Origin of the sequence: Pseudomonas sp. 2995-1, from assembly GCF_002742505.1 — a bacterium.
Lineage (GTDB): Bacteria > Pseudomonadota > Gammaproteobacteria > Pseudomonadales > Pseudomonadaceae > Aquipseudomonas > Aquipseudomonas sivasensis.
The window spans coordinates 217,580-233,903 of sequence record NZ_LJSA01000319.1 but is presented as its reverse complement, the minus strand read 5'-3'; the positions used below and the strand labels follow the sequence as shown (position 1 = coordinate 233,903).

General features: G+C 59.8%; 12 protein-coding genes. 4 read left to right on the top strand and 8 right to left on the bottom strand.

Annotated features, from left to right (window positions below; genetic code table 11):
- Positions 1-42: 42 nt before the first annotated feature.
- From rpsA to mtnA, 8 genes are all read right to left on the bottom strand, one after another.
- A complete protein-coding gene (gene rpsA, locus AOA61_RS07215; protein ID WP_027604177.1) occupies positions 43-1,728 on the bottom strand; it encodes a 30S ribosomal protein S1 in 1,686 nt (561 codons plus the stop codon).
- Positions 1,729-1,848: 120 nt separating this feature from the next.
- Positions 1,849-2,538 (bottom strand): (d)CMP kinase, encoded by a 690-nt coding sequence (gene cmk, locus AOA61_RS07210; RefSeq protein WP_099601433.1) that lies wholly within the window; start codon positions 2,536-2,538, stop codon positions 1,849-1,851.
- A complete protein-coding gene (locus tag AOA61_RS07205) occupies positions 2,535-4,745 on the bottom strand; it encodes a bifunctional prephenate dehydrogenase/3-phosphoshikimate 1-carboxyvinyltransferase (protein ID WP_241150093.1) in 2,211 nt (736 codons plus the stop codon). Before AOA61_RS07205 ends, cmk begins: the two co-directional genes overlap by 4 nt.
- Positions 4,746-4,773: 28 nt before the next feature.
- Positions 4,774-5,886 carry a histidinol-phosphate transaminase gene (hisC, locus tag AOA61_RS07200; protein ID WP_099601431.1) on the bottom strand — a complete coding sequence of 371 codons (1,113 nt, stop codon included), beginning with the start codon at positions 5,884-5,886 and terminating at the stop codon, positions 4,774-4,776.
- Between the two features lie 9 nt (positions 5,887-5,895).
- Complete coding sequence (gene pheA / locus AOA61_RS07195; protein WP_003172650.1) at positions 5,896-6,990, bottom strand: prephenate dehydratase; 1,095 nt, start codon at positions 6,988-6,990, stop codon at positions 5,896-5,898.
- On the bottom strand, positions 6,990-8,075 hold the full coding sequence (gene serC / locus AOA61_RS07190) for a 3-phosphoserine/phosphohydroxythreonine transaminase (protein ID WP_095184191.1): 1,086 nt from the start codon (positions 8,073-8,075) through the stop codon (positions 6,990-6,992). The genes pheA and serC overlap by 1 nt, the downstream gene beginning before the upstream one ends.
- 110 nt (positions 8,076-8,185) lie before the next feature.
- Entirely contained in the window at positions 8,186-10,846 is a 2,661-nt protein-coding gene (gene gyrA, locus AOA61_RS07185; RefSeq protein ID WP_095184190.1) for a DNA gyrase subunit A, read from the bottom strand.
- 423 nt (positions 10,847-11,269) lie between these two features.
- Positions 11,270-12,340: an S-methyl-5-thioribose-1-phosphate isomerase gene (gene mtnA / locus AOA61_RS07180; RefSeq protein ID WP_099601430.1), complete on the bottom strand. Its 1,071-nt coding sequence runs from the start codon at positions 12,338-12,340 to the stop codon at positions 11,270-11,272.
- A gap of 109 nt (positions 12,341-12,449) precedes the next feature.
- Between mtnA and AOA61_RS07175 the strand changes: the two genes are divergently transcribed.
- The 4 genes from AOA61_RS07175 to AOA61_RS07160 all read left to right on the top strand — a co-directional run bounded on the left by AOA61_RS07175 (position 12,450) and on the right by AOA61_RS07160 (position 16,163).
- Positions 12,450-13,781, top strand: a complete 1,332-nt coding sequence (locus AOA61_RS07175; protein WP_099601429.1) for a TRZ/ATZ family hydrolase — start codon at positions 12,450-12,452, stop codon at positions 13,779-13,781.
- A 64-nt stretch (positions 13,782-13,845) separates the two neighbouring features.
- On the top strand, positions 13,846-14,544 hold the full coding sequence (ubiG, locus tag AOA61_RS07170) for a bifunctional 2-polyprenyl-6-hydroxyphenol methylase/3-demethylubiquinol 3-O-methyltransferase UbiG (RefSeq protein ID WP_017734479.1): 699 nt from the start codon (positions 13,846-13,848) through the stop codon (positions 14,542-14,544).
- 4 nt (positions 14,545-14,548) lie between these two features.
- The gene (gene mupP / locus AOA61_RS07165; protein ID WP_032888903.1) at positions 14,549-15,220 is read left to right on the top strand and encodes an N-acetylmuramic acid 6-phosphate phosphatase MupP; all 672 of its coding nucleotides are present in this window, start codon (positions 14,549-14,551) and stop codon (positions 15,218-15,220) included.
- Between the two features lie 202 nt (positions 15,221-15,422).
- Entirely contained in the window at positions 15,423-16,163 is a 741-nt protein-coding gene (locus AOA61_RS07160) for a YciK family oxidoreductase (RefSeq protein WP_099601428.1), read from the top strand.
- Positions 16,164-16,324: the final 161 nt, after the last annotated feature.

Genomic DNA, 16,324 nt, shown 5'->3' with positions numbered 1-16,324 from the left:
AAAAGGGCGACCGAAGTCGCCCTTTTTATAGCGTTACAGAACTTAGTTCTGCTTAGCCATTGCTTCGCGCAGCAGGGAGGCCATAGTGGTCTCGCCGGTTGCAGCTTCCGGAGCCGATTTCAGGCTCTGGATTGCTTCTTTCTCTTCCACTTCATCTTTCGACTTGATGGAGAGTTGGATCACGCGGCTCTTGCGATCAACGCTGATGATCTTGGCTTCTACTTCCTGGCCTTCTTTCAGAACGTTGCGCGCGTCTTCAACGCGGTCACGGCTGATTTCGGAGGCTTTCAGAGTCGCTTCGATATCGTCGGCCAGAACGATGATTGCGCCTTTGGCGTCAACTTCTTTCACAGTGCCTTTAACGATTGCGCCTTTGTCGTTCTCTTGAACGTACTCGGAGAACGGATCGCTTTCCAGTTGCTTGATACCCAGGGAGATACGCTCACGCTCTGGGTCAACCGACAGGATAACGGTGTCCAGCTCGTCGCCCTTCTTGAAACGACGAACAGCTTCTTCGCCAACTTCGTTCCAGGAGATGTCGGACAGGTGAACCAGGCCGTCGATGCCGCCGTCCAGACCAATGAAGATACCGAAATCGGTGATCGACTTGATGGTGCCGGAGATTTTATCGCCCTTGTTGAACTGACCAGAGAAATCTTCCCATGGGTTAGATTTGCACTGCTTGATGCCCAGGGAGATACGACGACGCTCTTCGTCGATGTCCAGAACCATAACTTCCACTTCGTCGCCGACTTGTACGACTTTCGAAGGATGGATGTTCTTGTTGGTCCAGTCCATTTCGGAAACGTGTACCAGGCCTTCCACGCCTTCTTCCAGCTCAGCGAAGCAGCCGTAGTCGGTCAGGTTGGTAACACGCGCGGTAACGCGAGTGCTTTCTGGGTAGCGAGCTTTGATAGCAACCCATGGATCTTCGCCCAGCTGCTTCAAGCCCAGGGAAACGCGGTTACGCTCACGATCGTACTTCAGAACCTTTACATCGATCTCGTCGCCAACGTTGACGATTTCGGAAGGATGCTTGATACGCTTCCAAGCCATATCGGTAATGTGCAGCAGGCCATCGACGCCACCCAGATCGACGAATGCGCCGTAATCGGTGAGGTTTTTGACGATACCTTTGACTTGTTGGCCTTCCTGCAGGGATTCCAGCAGAGCTTCACGCTCGGCGGAGTTCTCTGCTTCCAGAACGCTGCGACGGGAAACGACAACGTTGTTGCGTTTCTGGTCGAGTTTGATGACCTTGAATTCGAGTTCTTTGCCTTCCAGGTGCGTGGTGTCGCGCACAGGACGAACGTCGACCAAAGAACCTGGCAGGAACGCACGGATGCCGTTAACGTCGACAGTGAAGCCGCCTTTAACCTTACCGTTGATAACGCCCTTGACCACTTCTTCAGCTGCGAAGGCTGCTTCGAGAACAATCCAGCATTCAGCGCGCTTGGCTTTTTCACGGGACAGCTTGGTTTCACCGAAACCGTCTTCAACCGAGTCCAGAGCAACGTGAACTTCGTCACCGACATTGATTGTCAGATCGCCAGCATCGTTGTAGAACTGTTCCAGCGGGATCAGAGCTTCAGACTTCAGACCAGCGTGAACGGTTACCCAGCGAGCTTGGTAATCGATATCAACGATAACACCGGTGATGATGGAGCCTGCCTGAAGGTTCAGGGTTTTTAGGCTTTCTTCAAAGAGTTCCGCAAAGCTTTCGCTCATTTTAATTCCTGTTGATAAGGGCGAAGAATACGCCCATCTCCACACCCCAGACGGCGTGGGTCAGTTTCAGTTAAAAGAAGCCACCGCAGGACTATGACTGGTCCCCTGCGGCCTTCTTGATCACCCGGTGATATCGCGAATGGCGATTTCACTCAAGATGCGTTCCAGCACCTGCTCGATGGACAACTCCGTGGAATCCAACTGTATGGCATCAGCCGCCGGCTTTAGCGGGGCTACTACACGCTGGGTATCACGCTCATCGCGTGCACGGATCTCATCTAGCAGACTCGACAGACTAACACCATCGACTTTGCCCTTCAACTGCAAGTAGCGCCGGCGAGCTCGTTCCTCGGCGCTGGCCGTCAGGAAAATCTTCAGCGGTGCCTCGGGAAACACCACGGTACCCATGTCGCGACCATCGGCCACAAGGCCCGGCGGCTCCTGAAAAGCCCGCTGTCGCTGCAGTAACGCGTCACGCACAGCTGGGAGCGCGGCAACCTGGGATGCCCAGGAACCGACTTGCTCGTTACGCAAATCATCCGTCACATCATCCCCTTCCAGGATGATGCGCTGGGGATGACCTTCCGTCGCCCCGACGAACTGCACATCTAGGTGCGCCGCCAGCAGCTTCAGGGACTCTTCATTGGTCAGGTCTACGCCATGGTTGCGTGCGGCAAACGCCAGCAACCGGTACAGCGCGCCGGAATCCAGCAGACACCAACCCAGGCGCTTGGCCAGGATGCCGGCGATGGTGCCTTTGCCCGAGCCGCTTGGCCCGTCGATGGTAATCACCGGTGCTTTGATATTCACAATTGAGCCTCTTGGGCAACACGGATGCCGACTTGGGCACACAGTGTAAGAAAATTCGGAAAGGACGTAGCAACATTGGCGCAGTCGCGGATACGGATCGGCGCAGTCGCCCGCAGGGACGCTACGCTGAACGCCATGGCAATCCGGTGATCACCATGGGCATGGACTTCACCACCGCCCATCAGGCCACCGTCAATGATAATCCCATCAGGGGTAGCTTCACACTTCACGCCTAGCGTGAGCAGACCGTCGGCCATCACCTGGATACGGTCGGACTCCTTCACGCGCAACTCCTGAGCCCCACGCAAAACGGTCCGACCTTCAGCGCAGGCCGCCGCAATAAACAACACCGGAAACTCATCGATGGCCAACGGCACGAGCGCTTCCGGGATCTCGATACCCTTCAGAACCGCAGCACGCACACGCAGGTCTGCGACAGGTTCTCCACCGACTTCGCGCTGGTGCTCCAGGCTGATATCTGCCCCCATCAGCCGCAGGATATCAATCACCCCGGTACGGGTAGGGTTGATGCCGACATGTTCCAGCAATAACTCGGAACCCTCGGCAATCGACGCAGCCACCATAAAAAACGCCGCCGAGGAAATATCCCCCGGCACCTCAATACGGGTAGCAGTCAGCGTATGACCCGACTCAACCGCTGCGGTAGCACCCTGCACCCTCACGGGATAGCCAAAACCGCGCAACATGCGCTCGGTATGATCGCGAGTAGGTACTGGCTCGGTCACTGCGGTCTTGCCTTTGGCGTATAGCCCGGCCAGCAACAAACAGGATTTGACCTGGGCGCTGGCCATCGGCAACACATAGTCCAAACCTTTGAGCGACTGCCCACCACGAATGGTCAGCGGTGGACGTCCTTGCGGCCCGGTTTCGATCACTGCGCCCATCTCCCGCAGCGGCTTGGCCACGCGGCTCATTGGGCGCTTGGACAACGACGCATCGCCAGTCAACACGCTGTCAAAGCTTTGCGCTGCCAGCAAGCCGGACAACAGCCGCATGGACGTGCCCGAGTTCCCCAGGTAAATCGGCCCCGGCGCCGCCTTCAAGCCATTCAAGCCCACGCCATGAATGGTCACGCGCCCATGGTGCGGACCTTCAATGACCACTCCCATGTCACGAAACGCCTGCAAGGTCGCCAGAGCATCTTCGCCCTCAAGGAAGCCTTCGACCTCGGTCACGCCGTCGGCCAATGAGCCCAACATGATTGACCGATGAGAAATCGACTTATCGCCCGGCACACGGATGCGTCCGCTCAGGCGGCCACCCGGGTTGGCGACAAAGGTCAACTCGTCGGCGCTCACAGCGGTTTCCACATAGGCCCGGCGCGCCAGGATCTTGCTGAAATGCTCACGCGCCACCCGCGCACGGGTGAACACGCCCAACAATTGATGACCATCACCCGCATCCACTGCATCGCGCAGGGCGTCGAGATCACTGCGGAAAGTGTCCAGAGTACGCAACACCGCTTCGCGATTGGCGAGAAAGATGTCGTGCCACATCACCGGGTCGCTGCCGGCAATTCGCGTGAAATCGCGGAAACCACCGGCTGCGTAGCGGAAAATATCCAAGTTCTCATTGCGCTTGGCCAAAGAGTCCACCAGACCAAATGCCAGCAAATGCGGTAAATGACTGGTTGCCGCTAGCACTTCGTCATGGCGCTCGACTTGCATATGCTCGACGTCCGCCCCCAACTCACGCCACAGACGATCCACCACCGCCAACGCAGCGGGATCGGTTTGCTCCGACGGCGTCAGGATCACTTTATGCCGACGGAACAACTGCGCATTGGACGCCTCCACCCCGCTCTGCTCGGAACCTGCAATCGGGTGGCCCGGTACGAAGCGCGCGGGCATCCCGCCAAATGCAAGTTGCGCCGCGCGCACCACATTGCCTTTGGCACTGCCGACATCCGTGAGAATCGCCTGCCCCAAGTCCATACCCGCCAACAACGCCAGCAACTTCTCCATGGCCAGGATCGGTACCGCTAGCTGGATCACATCCGCGCCATGACACGCGAGCGCCAGGTCCGCTTCACAGCGATCCACCACGCCCAGCTCAACCGCTAGCTTGCGCGATTGAGGGTCCAGGTCGACGCCGACCACTTCACCGCATAGCCCACTTTCACGCAGGCCTTTGGCGAAGGAGCCGCCGATCAACCCCAGGCCGACCACCACCAGGCGACCGATCATAGGCACAGCAGGTTGCAATGCAGTGACATCAACCACGAGCCAGAACCTTGGCCAGCGCTTCCAGGAAGCGGCTGTTTTCAGCCGGCAAGCCGATGGTGATGCGCAGGTGGTTGGGCATGCCGTAGTTAGCCACCGGACGCACGATCACACCTTCGCGCAACAGACCCTGGAAAACAGGCGCGGCCACTTGGCCGAGGTCGACGCAAATAAAGTTGCCCTTGGACGGAATCCAGCCCAGGCCCAACTCACGCAAGCCTTCCTGCAACTGCAGCATGCCGTTTTCGTTGATGCGCCGACCTTCTTCCAGGTACTCGGCATCCTTCACCGCCGCACAAGCCGCCGCCAAGGCGAGGCTGTTGACGTTGAACGGTTGGCGTACTCGGTTCAGCACATCAGCTACCACCGCCGTGGACAGACCATAGCCAACCCGCAGCGAAGCAAGGCCGTAAGCCTTGGAGAAAGTGCGCGACACCAGCAGGTTCGGATACGCCGCCAGGAAATCCAGGCCGTCCGGCAGGTCGCTGCCTTCTGCGTATTCGATGTAGGCCTCGTCCAGCACGACCAGCACGTGCTCGGGCACATCCTGCAGGAATTCGTTGAGCGCCTGCTCATCGAACCAGGTACCCGTCGGGTTATTCGGATTGGCGATGAACACGACGCGGGTCTGGGCGTCGATTGCTGCCAGCATTGCTGGCAAGTCATGCCCCCAATCCTTGGCAGGAATCACGCGCGCGTCAGCACCGACGGCCTGAGTGACAATCGGGTAAACCGCGAACGCATGTTCACTGAACACCGCATTCAGGCCTGGCGCCAAGTAAGCGCGACCGACCAGCTCAAGGATGTCATTGGAGCCGTTACCCAGGGTCACTTGGTTCAGATCGACCCGGCACTTTTCCGCCAACAACGACTTCAGGGCGAAGCCGTTGCCATCCGGGTAACGGGTCAGCTCGGTCAGTTCCTCACGAATCGCCGCCAGCACTTTGGGGCTAGGGCCCAGCGGGTTCTCGTTGCTCGCCAGCTTGACGATCTTCGACGGATCCAGGTTCAACTCACGCGCCAGCTCGTCCACAGGCTTGCCCGGAACGTAAGGCGACAGTTGTTGCACGCCCGGCTGAGCCAGGGCGAGGAAGTTGCCACTCATGTTAACGCCTCACAAAACCGCTTTCGGGTAAGAGCCCAGCACCTTGAGCGCCACGGCCTCTTGACTGATTTTCTCCAGCACACCTTTGACCAGCGGGTCGCGGTGATGGCCGATGAAATCGATAAAGAACACGTACGTCCATTTACCGCTGCGCGAAGGACGAGTCTCGATGCGCGTCAGGTCAATCCCGTTGTCGTGAAACGGCACCAGCAGTTCATGCAGCGCGCCAGGCTTGTTGCTCATCGAGACGATGATCGAGGTCTTGTCGTCGCCGGTCGGCGGCACTTCCTGGCTGCCGATCATCAGGAAGCGCGTGGAGTTGTCCGGACGGTCCTCGATTTTTTCGGCTAGACGCGTCAAGCCATAAAGACCTGCGGCCATATCACCGGCAATCGCCGCCGAGTTCCACTCACCTTTGACACGCTTGGCCGCTTCGGCGTTGCTGGATACCGCCACGCGCTCGACATTCGGGTAGTGGGCATCCAGCCACTTTCGGCACTGGGCCAGGGACTGGGCGTGGGAATAGATGCGGCTGATGCTGTCGGTCTTGGTGTTCTCGCCCACCAGCAGGTGATGGTGGATACGCAGCTCGACTTCGCCGCAGATCACCATGTCGTGCTCAAGGAAGCTGTCCAGGGTGTGGTTGACCGCGCCTTCAGTGGAGTTTTCCACTGGCACCACGCCAAAATTCACCGCACCGGCCGCCACTTCACGGAACACTTCGTCGATGGCCGCCATCGGCTTGCTGATCACAGCGTGGCCGAAGTGCTTCATGGCCGCCGCCTGGGTAAACGTACCCTCAGGACCGAGATAAGCAACCTTCAGCGGCTGCTCAAGCGCGAGGCACGACGACATGATTTCACGGAACAACCGCGCCATCTCTTCGTTGCCCAGCGGCCCCTTGTTACGCTCCATCACGCGTTTGAGCACCTGAGCTTCACGCTCGGGGCGGTAGAACACCGGCACTTCGCCTTCAGCGAGGGACGCCATCTTCACCCGTGCCACTTCCTGGGCGCACCGCGCACGTTCACTGATCAGTTCCAGGACTTTCTCATCCAGGCTGTCAATGCGTACACGCAGGGCCTTGAGCTCTTGTTCAGACATTAGCCGTGTTCCTTTTCGAACTCTGCCATGTAGGCAACCAGCGCATTGATCGCGTGAATGTCGACAGCGTTATAGATGGAGGCGCGCATGCCACCCACCGAACGGTGGCCCTTGAGGTTCAACAGGCCGCGCGCGTCGGCACCGGCCAGGAATGGTTTGTCCAGACGGTCGTCAGCCAGGCGGAACGGCACGTTCATCCACGAGCGGTCGCTTGGATTGATGGGGTTGCTATACAGGCCGCTGGCGTCAATGAAGTCGTACAGGGTGCGCTTCTTCTCTTCGTTGAGCTTGCCCATGGCGGCGACACCGCCCTGCTCTTTCAGCCACTCGAATACCAGGCCGGACAGGTACCAGGAGAACGCCGGCGGGGTGTTGTACATCGATCCGTTGTCGGCTGCGACCTTGTAGTTGAGCATGGTCGGGCACAGCGAACGGGCGCGGCCCAGCAGGTCTTCACGAACGATGTTAACCAGGATGCCACTTGGACCGATGTTCTTCTGCGCGCCGGCATAGATCATGCCGTACTTGGACACATCGATAGGACGCGAGAGGATGTCCGAGGACATGTCGCACACCAGCGGAACGTCGCCGACTTCCGGCACCCAGTCGAACTCCAGGCCGCCAATGGTTTCGTTCGCGACGTAGTGCACGTAGGCCGCATCCTTCGACAGCTTCCATTCGTTCTGACCTGGGATGGCGAAGTAGTCGTAGGGCTTTGCGGTGCCGGCAACGTTGACGTGACCGTAGCGCGAGGCCTCTTCAATAGCCTTCTGCCCCCAGATACCGGTGTCGATGTAGTCGGCAGTGCCGTCTTCCGGCAGCAGGTTCAGCGGGATCTGGGCGAACTGCTGGCTCGCGCCACCCTGCAGGAACAGCACTTTGTAATTGGATGGAATGTCCAGCAAGTCGCGCAGATCCTGCTCGGCCTTGGTAGCAATGGATACGAACTCATCGCTGCGATGGCTCATTTCCATCACGGAGAGGCCTTTTCCATGCCAGTCGAGGAGTTCACCCTGCGCACGCTGCAGGACTGCTTCAGGAAGCGCCGCGGGGCCGGCACAGAAGTTATAGGCTCTCTTGCTCACATCCAATCTCACTCTGATCTGGTGGGGTGGTGCAATAAATCGGGATTTCAATATTTCACAAGGGACAAACAACAAGGGGGCGAATCTTCATCCGCCCCCTTTGTGTCCGCTTATTCCTGCGGTTCTTCTTCGTCTGCGGCAGCATCGAGGGTTGGCTCGTCGACGATATCATCGCCACTCGCCATGACCTCACCTGCGAACTCGGCATCGGCCTCGTCCAGCTCTTCGCCTTCAACTTCCGATGGTTCCTGGACACGCTCCAGGCCTACCAGTGTCTCGTCGCTGGCCAGCTTGATGAGCGTCACGCCTTGGGTGTTGCGACCCAGGCTCGACACTTCAGCCACACGGGTACGTACCAGGGTGCCCTGGTCGGAAATCAGCATGATCTCCTCGCCGTCGAGCACCTGTACCGCGCCGACCAGACGGCCGTTGCGATCGTTGCTGACCATGGCAATAACGCCCTGGCCACCACGCTTGTACTCCGGGAACTCGCCGATGGCCGTACGCTTGCCATAACCACGCGCCGAAGCGGTGAGGATCTGGCTGCCTTCTTCCGGGATCAGCATCGAAATCAGCTTCTGCCCTTCCGGCAGACGCATGCCGCGCACACCGCGGGCGGTACGGCCCATGGCACGAACGTCGGATTCCTTGAAGCGCGTAACCTTGCCGCCGTCGGAGAACAGCATGACTTCACGCTCGCCGTCGGTGATGGCCGCGCTGATCAATACGTCGCCTTCGTCCAGCTCCAGGGCGATCAGGCCCACGCTGCGCTGGCGGCTGAAGGATTCGAGCGGGGTCTTCTTCACGGTGCCTTTGGCAGTTGCCATGAAGATGAAGTGACCTTCGGTGTATTCGTCTACCGGCAGCATGGTGGTGATGTATTCATCACTGTCCAGCGGCAGCAGGTTGACCAGCGGACGACCACGGGCGGCGCGGGACGCTTCCGGAATTTCGTAGGTTTTGAGCCAGTACACCTTGCCCTTGCTGGAGAACAGCAGCAGCGTGGTGTGGCTGTTGGCGACCAGCAGGTGAGCGATGTAGTCCTCATCCTTCACGCCAGTAGCCGATTTACCTTTACCGCCGCGACGCTGGGCCTGGTAAGCAGCCAATGGCTGGGTCTTGGCATAGCCGCCGTGGGAGATCGTAACCACGCGTTCTTCTTCCGGGATCATGTCACCCAGGGTCAGATCGAGACGGGCATCGAGGATTTCGGTGCGGCGCACGTCGCCGTATTCGGCGCGGATTACTTCCAGTTCTTCGCGGATCACTTCCATCAGGCGCACGGCGCTGTTGAGGATGCGGATCAACTCGCCGATCTGGTTGAGAATTTCCTGGTACTCGGCCAGCAGCTTCTCGTGCTCAAGGCCGGTCAGACGGTGCAGGCGCAGTTCCAGGATAGCCTGGGCCTGTTCCGGCGACAGGAAGTACTTGCCGTCACGCAGACCGTATTGCGGGTCCAGTGTCTCCGGGCGGCACGAGTCAGCACCGGCACGTTCAACCATCGCCACGACGGCGCTGGATTCCCACGGCATCTTGATCAGCGCTTCTTTCGCTTCCGATGGTGTCGGCGAGGCTTTGATCAGGGCGATAACCGGGTCGATGTTCGACAGCGCAACCGCCTGGCCTTCCAGAATGTGGCCACGCTCGCGGGCCTTGCGCAGTTCGAATACGGTGCGGCGGGTCACTACTTCGCGACGGTGACGCACGAAGGCTTCCAGCAGATCCTTGAGGTTCAGGATGCGCGGGCGGCCGTCGATCAGGGCAACCACGTTGATACCAAACACGCTTTGCAGCTGGGTCTGGGCATAGAGGTTGTTGAGGATCACCTCAGGCACTTCGCCACGACGCAGCTCGATCACTACGCGCATACCGTCTTTGTCGGATTCGTCGCGCAGCTCGGTGATGCCTTCGAGTTTCTTCTCTTTAACCAGCTCGGCGATCTTTTCGATCAGACGCGCCTTGTTCAACTGGTAAGGGAGCTCGGTGATGACGATTTGCTGACGGCCACCGACCTTGTCGATGTCTTCGATCATCGAGCGGGCGCGCATGTAAATGCGGCCACGGCCGGTGCGATAGGCTTCGATGATGCCGGCGCGACCGTTGATGATCGCGGCGGTCGGGAAGTCCGGACCCGGGATGTACTGCATCAACTCATCGACGGTCAGCTCAGGGTTGTCGATGAGGGCCAGGCAACCGTCGATGACTTCACCGAGGTTGTGCGGCGGGATGTTGGTCGCCATGCCCACGGCGATACCGCTGGAACCGTTGACCAGCAGGTTGGGGATCCGGGTAGGCATGACAGCCGGGATCATTTCGGTGCCGTCGTAGTTAGGCACCCAGTCCACGGTTTCTTTGTGCAGGTCAGCCAGCAGCTCATGCGCCAGCTTGGTCATGCGCACTTCGGTGTATCGCATGGCAGCGGCGTTGTCGCCGTCGACGGAACCGAAGTTACCCTGGCCGTCTACCAGCAGGTAGCGCAGGGAAAACGGCTGGGCCATACGTACGATGGTGTCGTACACCGCAGTGTCGCCGTGAGGGTGATACTTACCGATCACGTCACCGACAACACGGGCAGATTTCTTGTACGGCTTGTTCCAGTCGTTACCCAGCTCGCTCATCGCGAACAGCACACGCCGGTGCACGGGCTTCAAGCCATCGCGCGCATCAGGCAGTGCCCGACCGACAATTACGCTCATCGCGTAGTCGAGGTAGGACTGTTTCAGCTCGTCTTCGATATTGACCGGGAGGATTTCTTTGGCCAGTTCGCCCATGAGAAGCCTGATTCCTTTTTCGGGTGAAACCTCGTCACATCCATATGGGACGAACGAAGCTCGCCGCTGCCGACAGAGTGCCTGACAACGACTTACGACAAATCAACGAGTTATGACACGGATCTGCACGTTATAGGCAACCCCTCGGGGCGGCCCTGGAAACCGCCGGATGTTATCACAATCGCCGCCACGCACCTATCCCCCTGATGCGCATGGAGACTAGTAATTTGACGGATGACAGGCTTGAGGGGGACGAGAGGGGCTCAGAGATGGGGTGGTGCTTTTTTTTGAGGGCGGATCCGAGGGTTTTATTGACTTTCAGGGCCAATCGGGGGCAAGCCCCCTCATACATTTTGACTGTGTTCGTCATTCAAGTGTGGGAGGGGCTTGCCCCCGGTAGCCATTTCACAGACACCGCAGCCCTCAATGCAGCCGCTTACGGCACATCAGCTTGGCCAATTTCGCCGTATCCGGCCGCTCAACCACGCCCTTCTCAGTCACAATCACATCAATCAGGTCGGCCGGAGTCACATCAAATACCGGGTTAAACGCATTAACCTCCAGCCGTTTCCCGTTGACCTCCAGCAGCTCACCGGGATCGCGCTCTTCCAACGCAACATCTTCGCCAGTGGCCATCATCAGATCCAAGGTCGAACTCGGCGCTACCACCATAAACCGCACGCCGTGATGCATGGCACACACCGCCAACTGGTACGTGCCGATCGTGCTGACCACATCTCCATTGGCCGCAATACAGTCAGCCCCGACGATCACCCAGGTCACGCCTTTGGTCTTGAGGATATGCGCGCCCGCCGAGTCGGCATTGACCGTGACAGGGATGCCCTCGCCCGCCAACTCCCAGGCCGTCAGCCGCGAACCTTGCAGCCAGGGCCGGGTTTCATTGGCATAGACGTGTTCAACCAAGCCCTCCAAGAAGGCCGCACGCACAACCCCGAGGGCCGTGCCGACACCGCCCGTCGCCAACGCGCCGGCATTGCCGTGGGTCAGGATCGCCTGGGCGTTGCCCTGGTGCTTGCGAATCCGCTCAACGCCCAATTGCGCCATCACAAGGTTGGCTTCGCGGTCACTTTCATGGATCGCGATGGCCTCTGCTTCCAGGACTGCCAGCGGATCGGCGTGCATCTTGATGCGATCCAGGCGATCGCGCATGCGCTTGAGGGCCCAGAACAGGTTCGACGCAGTGGGACGAGTATCGGCCAGCAGTGCGTAATCCTCCTCCCACGCAGCCTGCCAGTCTTCGCCCTCGGCCATACGATCACGGGCGGCCAGAACCAAGCCATAGGCCGCACTGATACCGATGGCCGGCGCACCACGCACCACCATGGCGCGAATGGCGGCAGCCACGTCGTCGACCGTGGAGCAGGCCACCCAGTTTTCCTGGGACGGCAAGGCACGCTGATCGAGCAGGTGCAGCGTGCCATCACGCCAATCGATGGCCTTCACTTTCTCCGCTGCCAACAGTCGGTCGCGCATCCCTTACTCCGCACTCATGAACAAAAGCCGCCGATTATAGCGATCCGCCAGCCAGGACGCTCGGGTATACTTCGCGCTTCTTTTATAGCTGCCCGGGAAGAAGCCTGCGATGACCTCCACTGCCGCCCCGCTCGACTTACTGCTACTGCCAACCTGGCTGGTACCTGTCGAACCTGCTGGCGTGGTGCTCAAGGAACATGGCGTGGGCATCCGCGATGGGCGCATTGCCTTTATCGGGCCGCGGGCCGCTGCCTTGAAGCTGTCAGCCACTGAGGTGCGCGAACTGCCGGGGATGCTGCTCAGCCCAGGCCTGATCAACGCCCACGGGCACGCGGCGATGAGCCTGTTTCGCGGCCTGGCCGATGACCTGCCCTTGATGACCTGGCTGGAAAAACACATCTGGCCCGCCGAAGCCAAGTGGGTCGATGAAGCCTTCGTGCGTGATGGCACCGACCTGGCCATCGCCGAGCAACTCAAGGGCGGCATCACTTGCTTCTCCGACATGTACTTCTACCCCAAGGTCGCCAGCGATTGCGTGCACAACAGCGGCATGCGTGCACAGATCGCGATTCCGATCCTCGACTTCCCGATTCCCGGCGCCAGTACCGCCGATGAGGCGATCCGCCAGGGCATCGAGCTGTTCGGCGACCTCAAGCACCACCCGCGCATCAAGATTACGTTCGGCCCCCACGCGCCCTATACCGTGTGCGATGCCAATCTTGAAAAGATTCGGGTGATCGCCGAAGAGCTGGACGCCGCGATCCATATGCACGTGCACGAAACCGCCTTCGAGGTACAGCAAGCCGTCGAACAGACCGGCGAACGCCCGCTGGCACGCTTGGGCCGTCTCGGATTACTGGGGCCGCGCTTCCAGGCCGTTCATATGACTCAAATCAGCGAGGACGACCTGGCTTTGCTGGTAGAAAGCAACACCAGCGTTATCCATTGCCCGGAATCCAACCTTAAACTGGCCAGCGGCTTCTGCCCGGTGGAGCGTCTGTGGCAGGCTGGGGTCAATGTGGCCATCGGCACCGATGGCGCCGCCAGCAACAATGACCTGGACCTGTTGGGCGAAACCCGCACCGCTGCGATGCTGGCCAAGGCCGTCGCCGGCTCGGCCACCGCGCTGGACGCGCACCGTGCATTGCGTATGGCTACGCTCAACGGTGCGCGGGCCATGGGCCTGGAAAGCGAGATTGGCTCCCTGGAAGTGGGCAAGGCGGCGGATATGGTCGCCTTCGATCTCACAGGGCTGGCGCAACAACCGATCTACGATCCGGTCTCACAGCTTATATATGCCACCGGGCGCGATTGCGTGAAACACCTTTGGGTCGCCGGCAAGCAGTTGCTCGACGATCGGCAACTCACCCGCATGGATGAACAACAGTTGACCGCCACGGCCATTGCCTGGGGAAAACGCATCAGCGGGCACACCGAATAACGCTGGCTCTGAACCTGAGTGTTCAGGACCGACAAACCGATTTATCAGATTTAGAGGATTCACCATGAGCAACGTCGACCACGCAGAAATCGCCAAGTTTGAAGCCTTGGCCCACCGCTGGTGGGACCGCGAAAGCGAGTTCAAACCCCTCCACGACATCAACCCGCTGCGGGTCAACTGGATTGACGAACGCGTCAACCTGGCCGGCAAGAAGGTGCTGGACGTCGGCTGCGGCGGCGGCATCCTCAGCGAAGCCATGGCCCAGCGCGGCGCCACGGTGATGGGGATCGACATGGGTGAAGCGCCGCTGGCCGTGGCACAACTGCACCAGTTGGAGTCCGGCGTGAACGTGGAATACCGCCAGATCACAGCCGAAGACCTGGCTGAAGAGATGCCCGAGCAGTTCGACGTGGTCACCTGCCTTGAGATGCTTGAGCACGTACCGGATCCCTCCTCGGTGATCCGCGCCTGCTTCCGCATGGTCAAGCCCGGCGGCCAGGTGTTCTTCTCCACCATCAACCGCAACCCCAAGGCCTACCTGTTCGCGATCATTGGCGCCGAATACATCATGAAGCTGCTGCCGCGCGGCACCCATGACTTCAAGAAATTCATCCGCCCGTCCGAACTGGGCGCCTGGAGCCGCCAGGCCGGGCTGACCGTCAAGGACATCATCGGCCTGACCTACAACCCGCTGACCAAGCACTACAAACTGGCCAGCGACGTTGACGTCAACTACATGATCCAGACCCTGCGCGAGGAGTAAGCCTGTGAAGTTGCGAGCGGTTCTCTTCGATATGGACGGTACCTTGCTGGACACCGCGCCGGACTTCATCGCCATCTGCCAGGCCATGCGCGCCGACCGCGACCTGGCGCCGATCAACCCGCAGCATATTCGCGATGAAATTTCCGGCGGTGCGCGGGCGATGGTCGCCGTGACTTTCTCGATGGACCCGGAGTCACCGGGCTTTGAGGAACTGCGCCAGGAATTCCTGGAGCGCTACCTGAAGGACTGCGCGGTGCACAGCAAGCTGTTCGACGGCATGGCCGAGCTTCTGGAAGACATCGAGAAGGCCAAGCTGGTCTGGGGCGTCGTCACCAACAAGCCGTTACGCTTCGCCGAACCGATCATGCAGCAGTTGGGCCTGGCCGAGCGTTCGGCCCTGCTGATCTGCCCGGACCACGTGACAAACAGCAAGCCGGACCCGGAACCGATGATCCTGGCGTGCAAGATGCTCGGTCTGGACCCGGCCAGCGTGTTGTTCGTGGGCGATGACCTGCGTGACATCGAGTCCGGCCGCGATGCCGGCACGCGCACGGCGGCGGTCAGCTACGGCTATATCCACCCGGACGACAACCCACGCCACTGGGGCGCAGATGTAGTGGTGGATCACCCACTGGAACTGCGCAAGGTGCTGGATAACGCACTGTGCAGTTGCTAATGGCTCACCGGCCTTAGTGATTGATAAAGATCCAAATGTGGGAGGGGCGGTGCGACGATTCGACTTGCCCCCGATTGCAGTGTGTCAGTCACTGCATTTGCTGACTGATACACCAGTATCGGGGGCAAGACCCTCCCACAGGGGATCTTCAGTGTTTTCCAGCTCGCTGTTTGTAACCTGCTGAATTCTGTCGAGGCTTTTTATGTTTGATTACTCTGCACGTCCAGAACTGCTCAAAGACCGGGTCATCCTGGTGACCGGCGCCGGTCGCGGGATTGGCGCGGCGGCGGCAAAAACCTATGCCGCCCATGGCGCTACCGTGCTGCTGTTAGGCAAAACCGAAGCCAATCTGGCCCAGGTCTACGACGAAATCGAAGCGGCCGGCAACCCGCAGCCAGTGGTGATCCCATTCAACCTGGAGACCGCCCTGCCCCATCAGTACGATGAGCTGGCAGCCATGATCGAAAAAGAATTCGGCCACCTCGACGGCCTGCTGCACAACGCCTCGATCATCGGCCCGCGCACGCCCATCGAGCAGCTCTCCGGTGAGAACTTCATGCGGGTGATGCACATCAACGTCAACGCAATGTTCATGCTCACCAGCACCTTGTTGCCGCTGCTCAAGCTGTCCAAGGATGCGTCGGTGGTGTTCACCTCCAGCAGCGTAGGGCGCAAGGGCCGCGCGTATTGGGGCGCTTATGGGGTGTCGAAGTTTGCCACTGAAGGCTTGATGCAGACCTTGGCGGATGAGCTTGAAGATGTGGCAGCGGTGCGGGCCAACAGCATCAACCCTGGCGGCACTCGTACCAGCATGCGGGCCCAGGCGTATCCGGGGGAGAACCCGATGGAAAGGCCCGCGCCGGAAGAGATCATGCCGGTGTACCTGTACCTGATGGGGCCGGACAGTGCCGGCATCAATGGGCAGGCGTTTGATGCGCAGTAACATCTGACACCCAACTCGCTGTGTGAGTTGGCTTTTGTAGTGAGCGGGCTTGCCCCGCGCGGGACTGCGAAGCGGCACCAAAACCTGCCAGCGCGATTTCTCTGTCAGATCGCGCTGGCTGTACTGGGGCTGCTTCGCAGCCCAGCGCGGGGCAAGCCCGC

What these genes read in the sequence shown, in the direction of transcription:
- rpsA (WP_027604177.1), bottom strand. Translation starts at nt 1,728, where the DNA reads ATGAGCGAAAGCTTTGCGGAACTCTTTGAAGAAAGCCTAAAAACCCTG.
- AOA61_RS07205 (WP_241150093.1), bottom strand. Translation starts at nt 4,745, where the DNA reads ATGATCGGTCGCCTGGTGGTGGTCGGCCTGGGGTTGATCGGCGGCTCC.
- hisC (WP_099601431.1), bottom strand. Translation starts at nt 5,886, where the DNA reads ATGAGTGGCAACTTCCTCGCCCTGGCTCAGCCGGGCGTGCAACAACTG.
- pheA (WP_003172650.1), bottom strand. Translation starts at nt 6,990, where the DNA reads ATGTCTGAACAAGAGCTCAAGGCCCTGCGTGTACGCATTGACAGCCTG.
- gyrA (WP_095184190.1), bottom strand. Translation starts at nt 10,846, where the DNA reads ATGGGCGAACTGGCCAAAGAAATCCTCCCGGTCAATATCGAAGACGAG.
- mtnA (WP_099601430.1), bottom strand. Translation starts at nt 12,340, where the DNA reads ATGCGCGACCGACTGTTGGCAGCGGAGAAAGTGAAGGCCATCGATTGG.
- AOA61_RS07175 (WP_099601429.1), top strand. Translation starts at nt 12,450, where the DNA reads ATGACCTCCACTGCCGCCCCGCTCGACTTACTGCTACTGCCAACCTGG.
- ubiG (WP_017734479.1), top strand. Translation starts at nt 13,846, where the DNA reads ATGAGCAACGTCGACCACGCAGAAATCGCCAAGTTTGAAGCCTTGGCC.
- AOA61_RS07160 (WP_099601428.1), top strand. Translation starts at nt 15,423, where the DNA reads ATGTTTGATTACTCTGCACGTCCAGAACTGCTCAAAGACCGGGTCATC.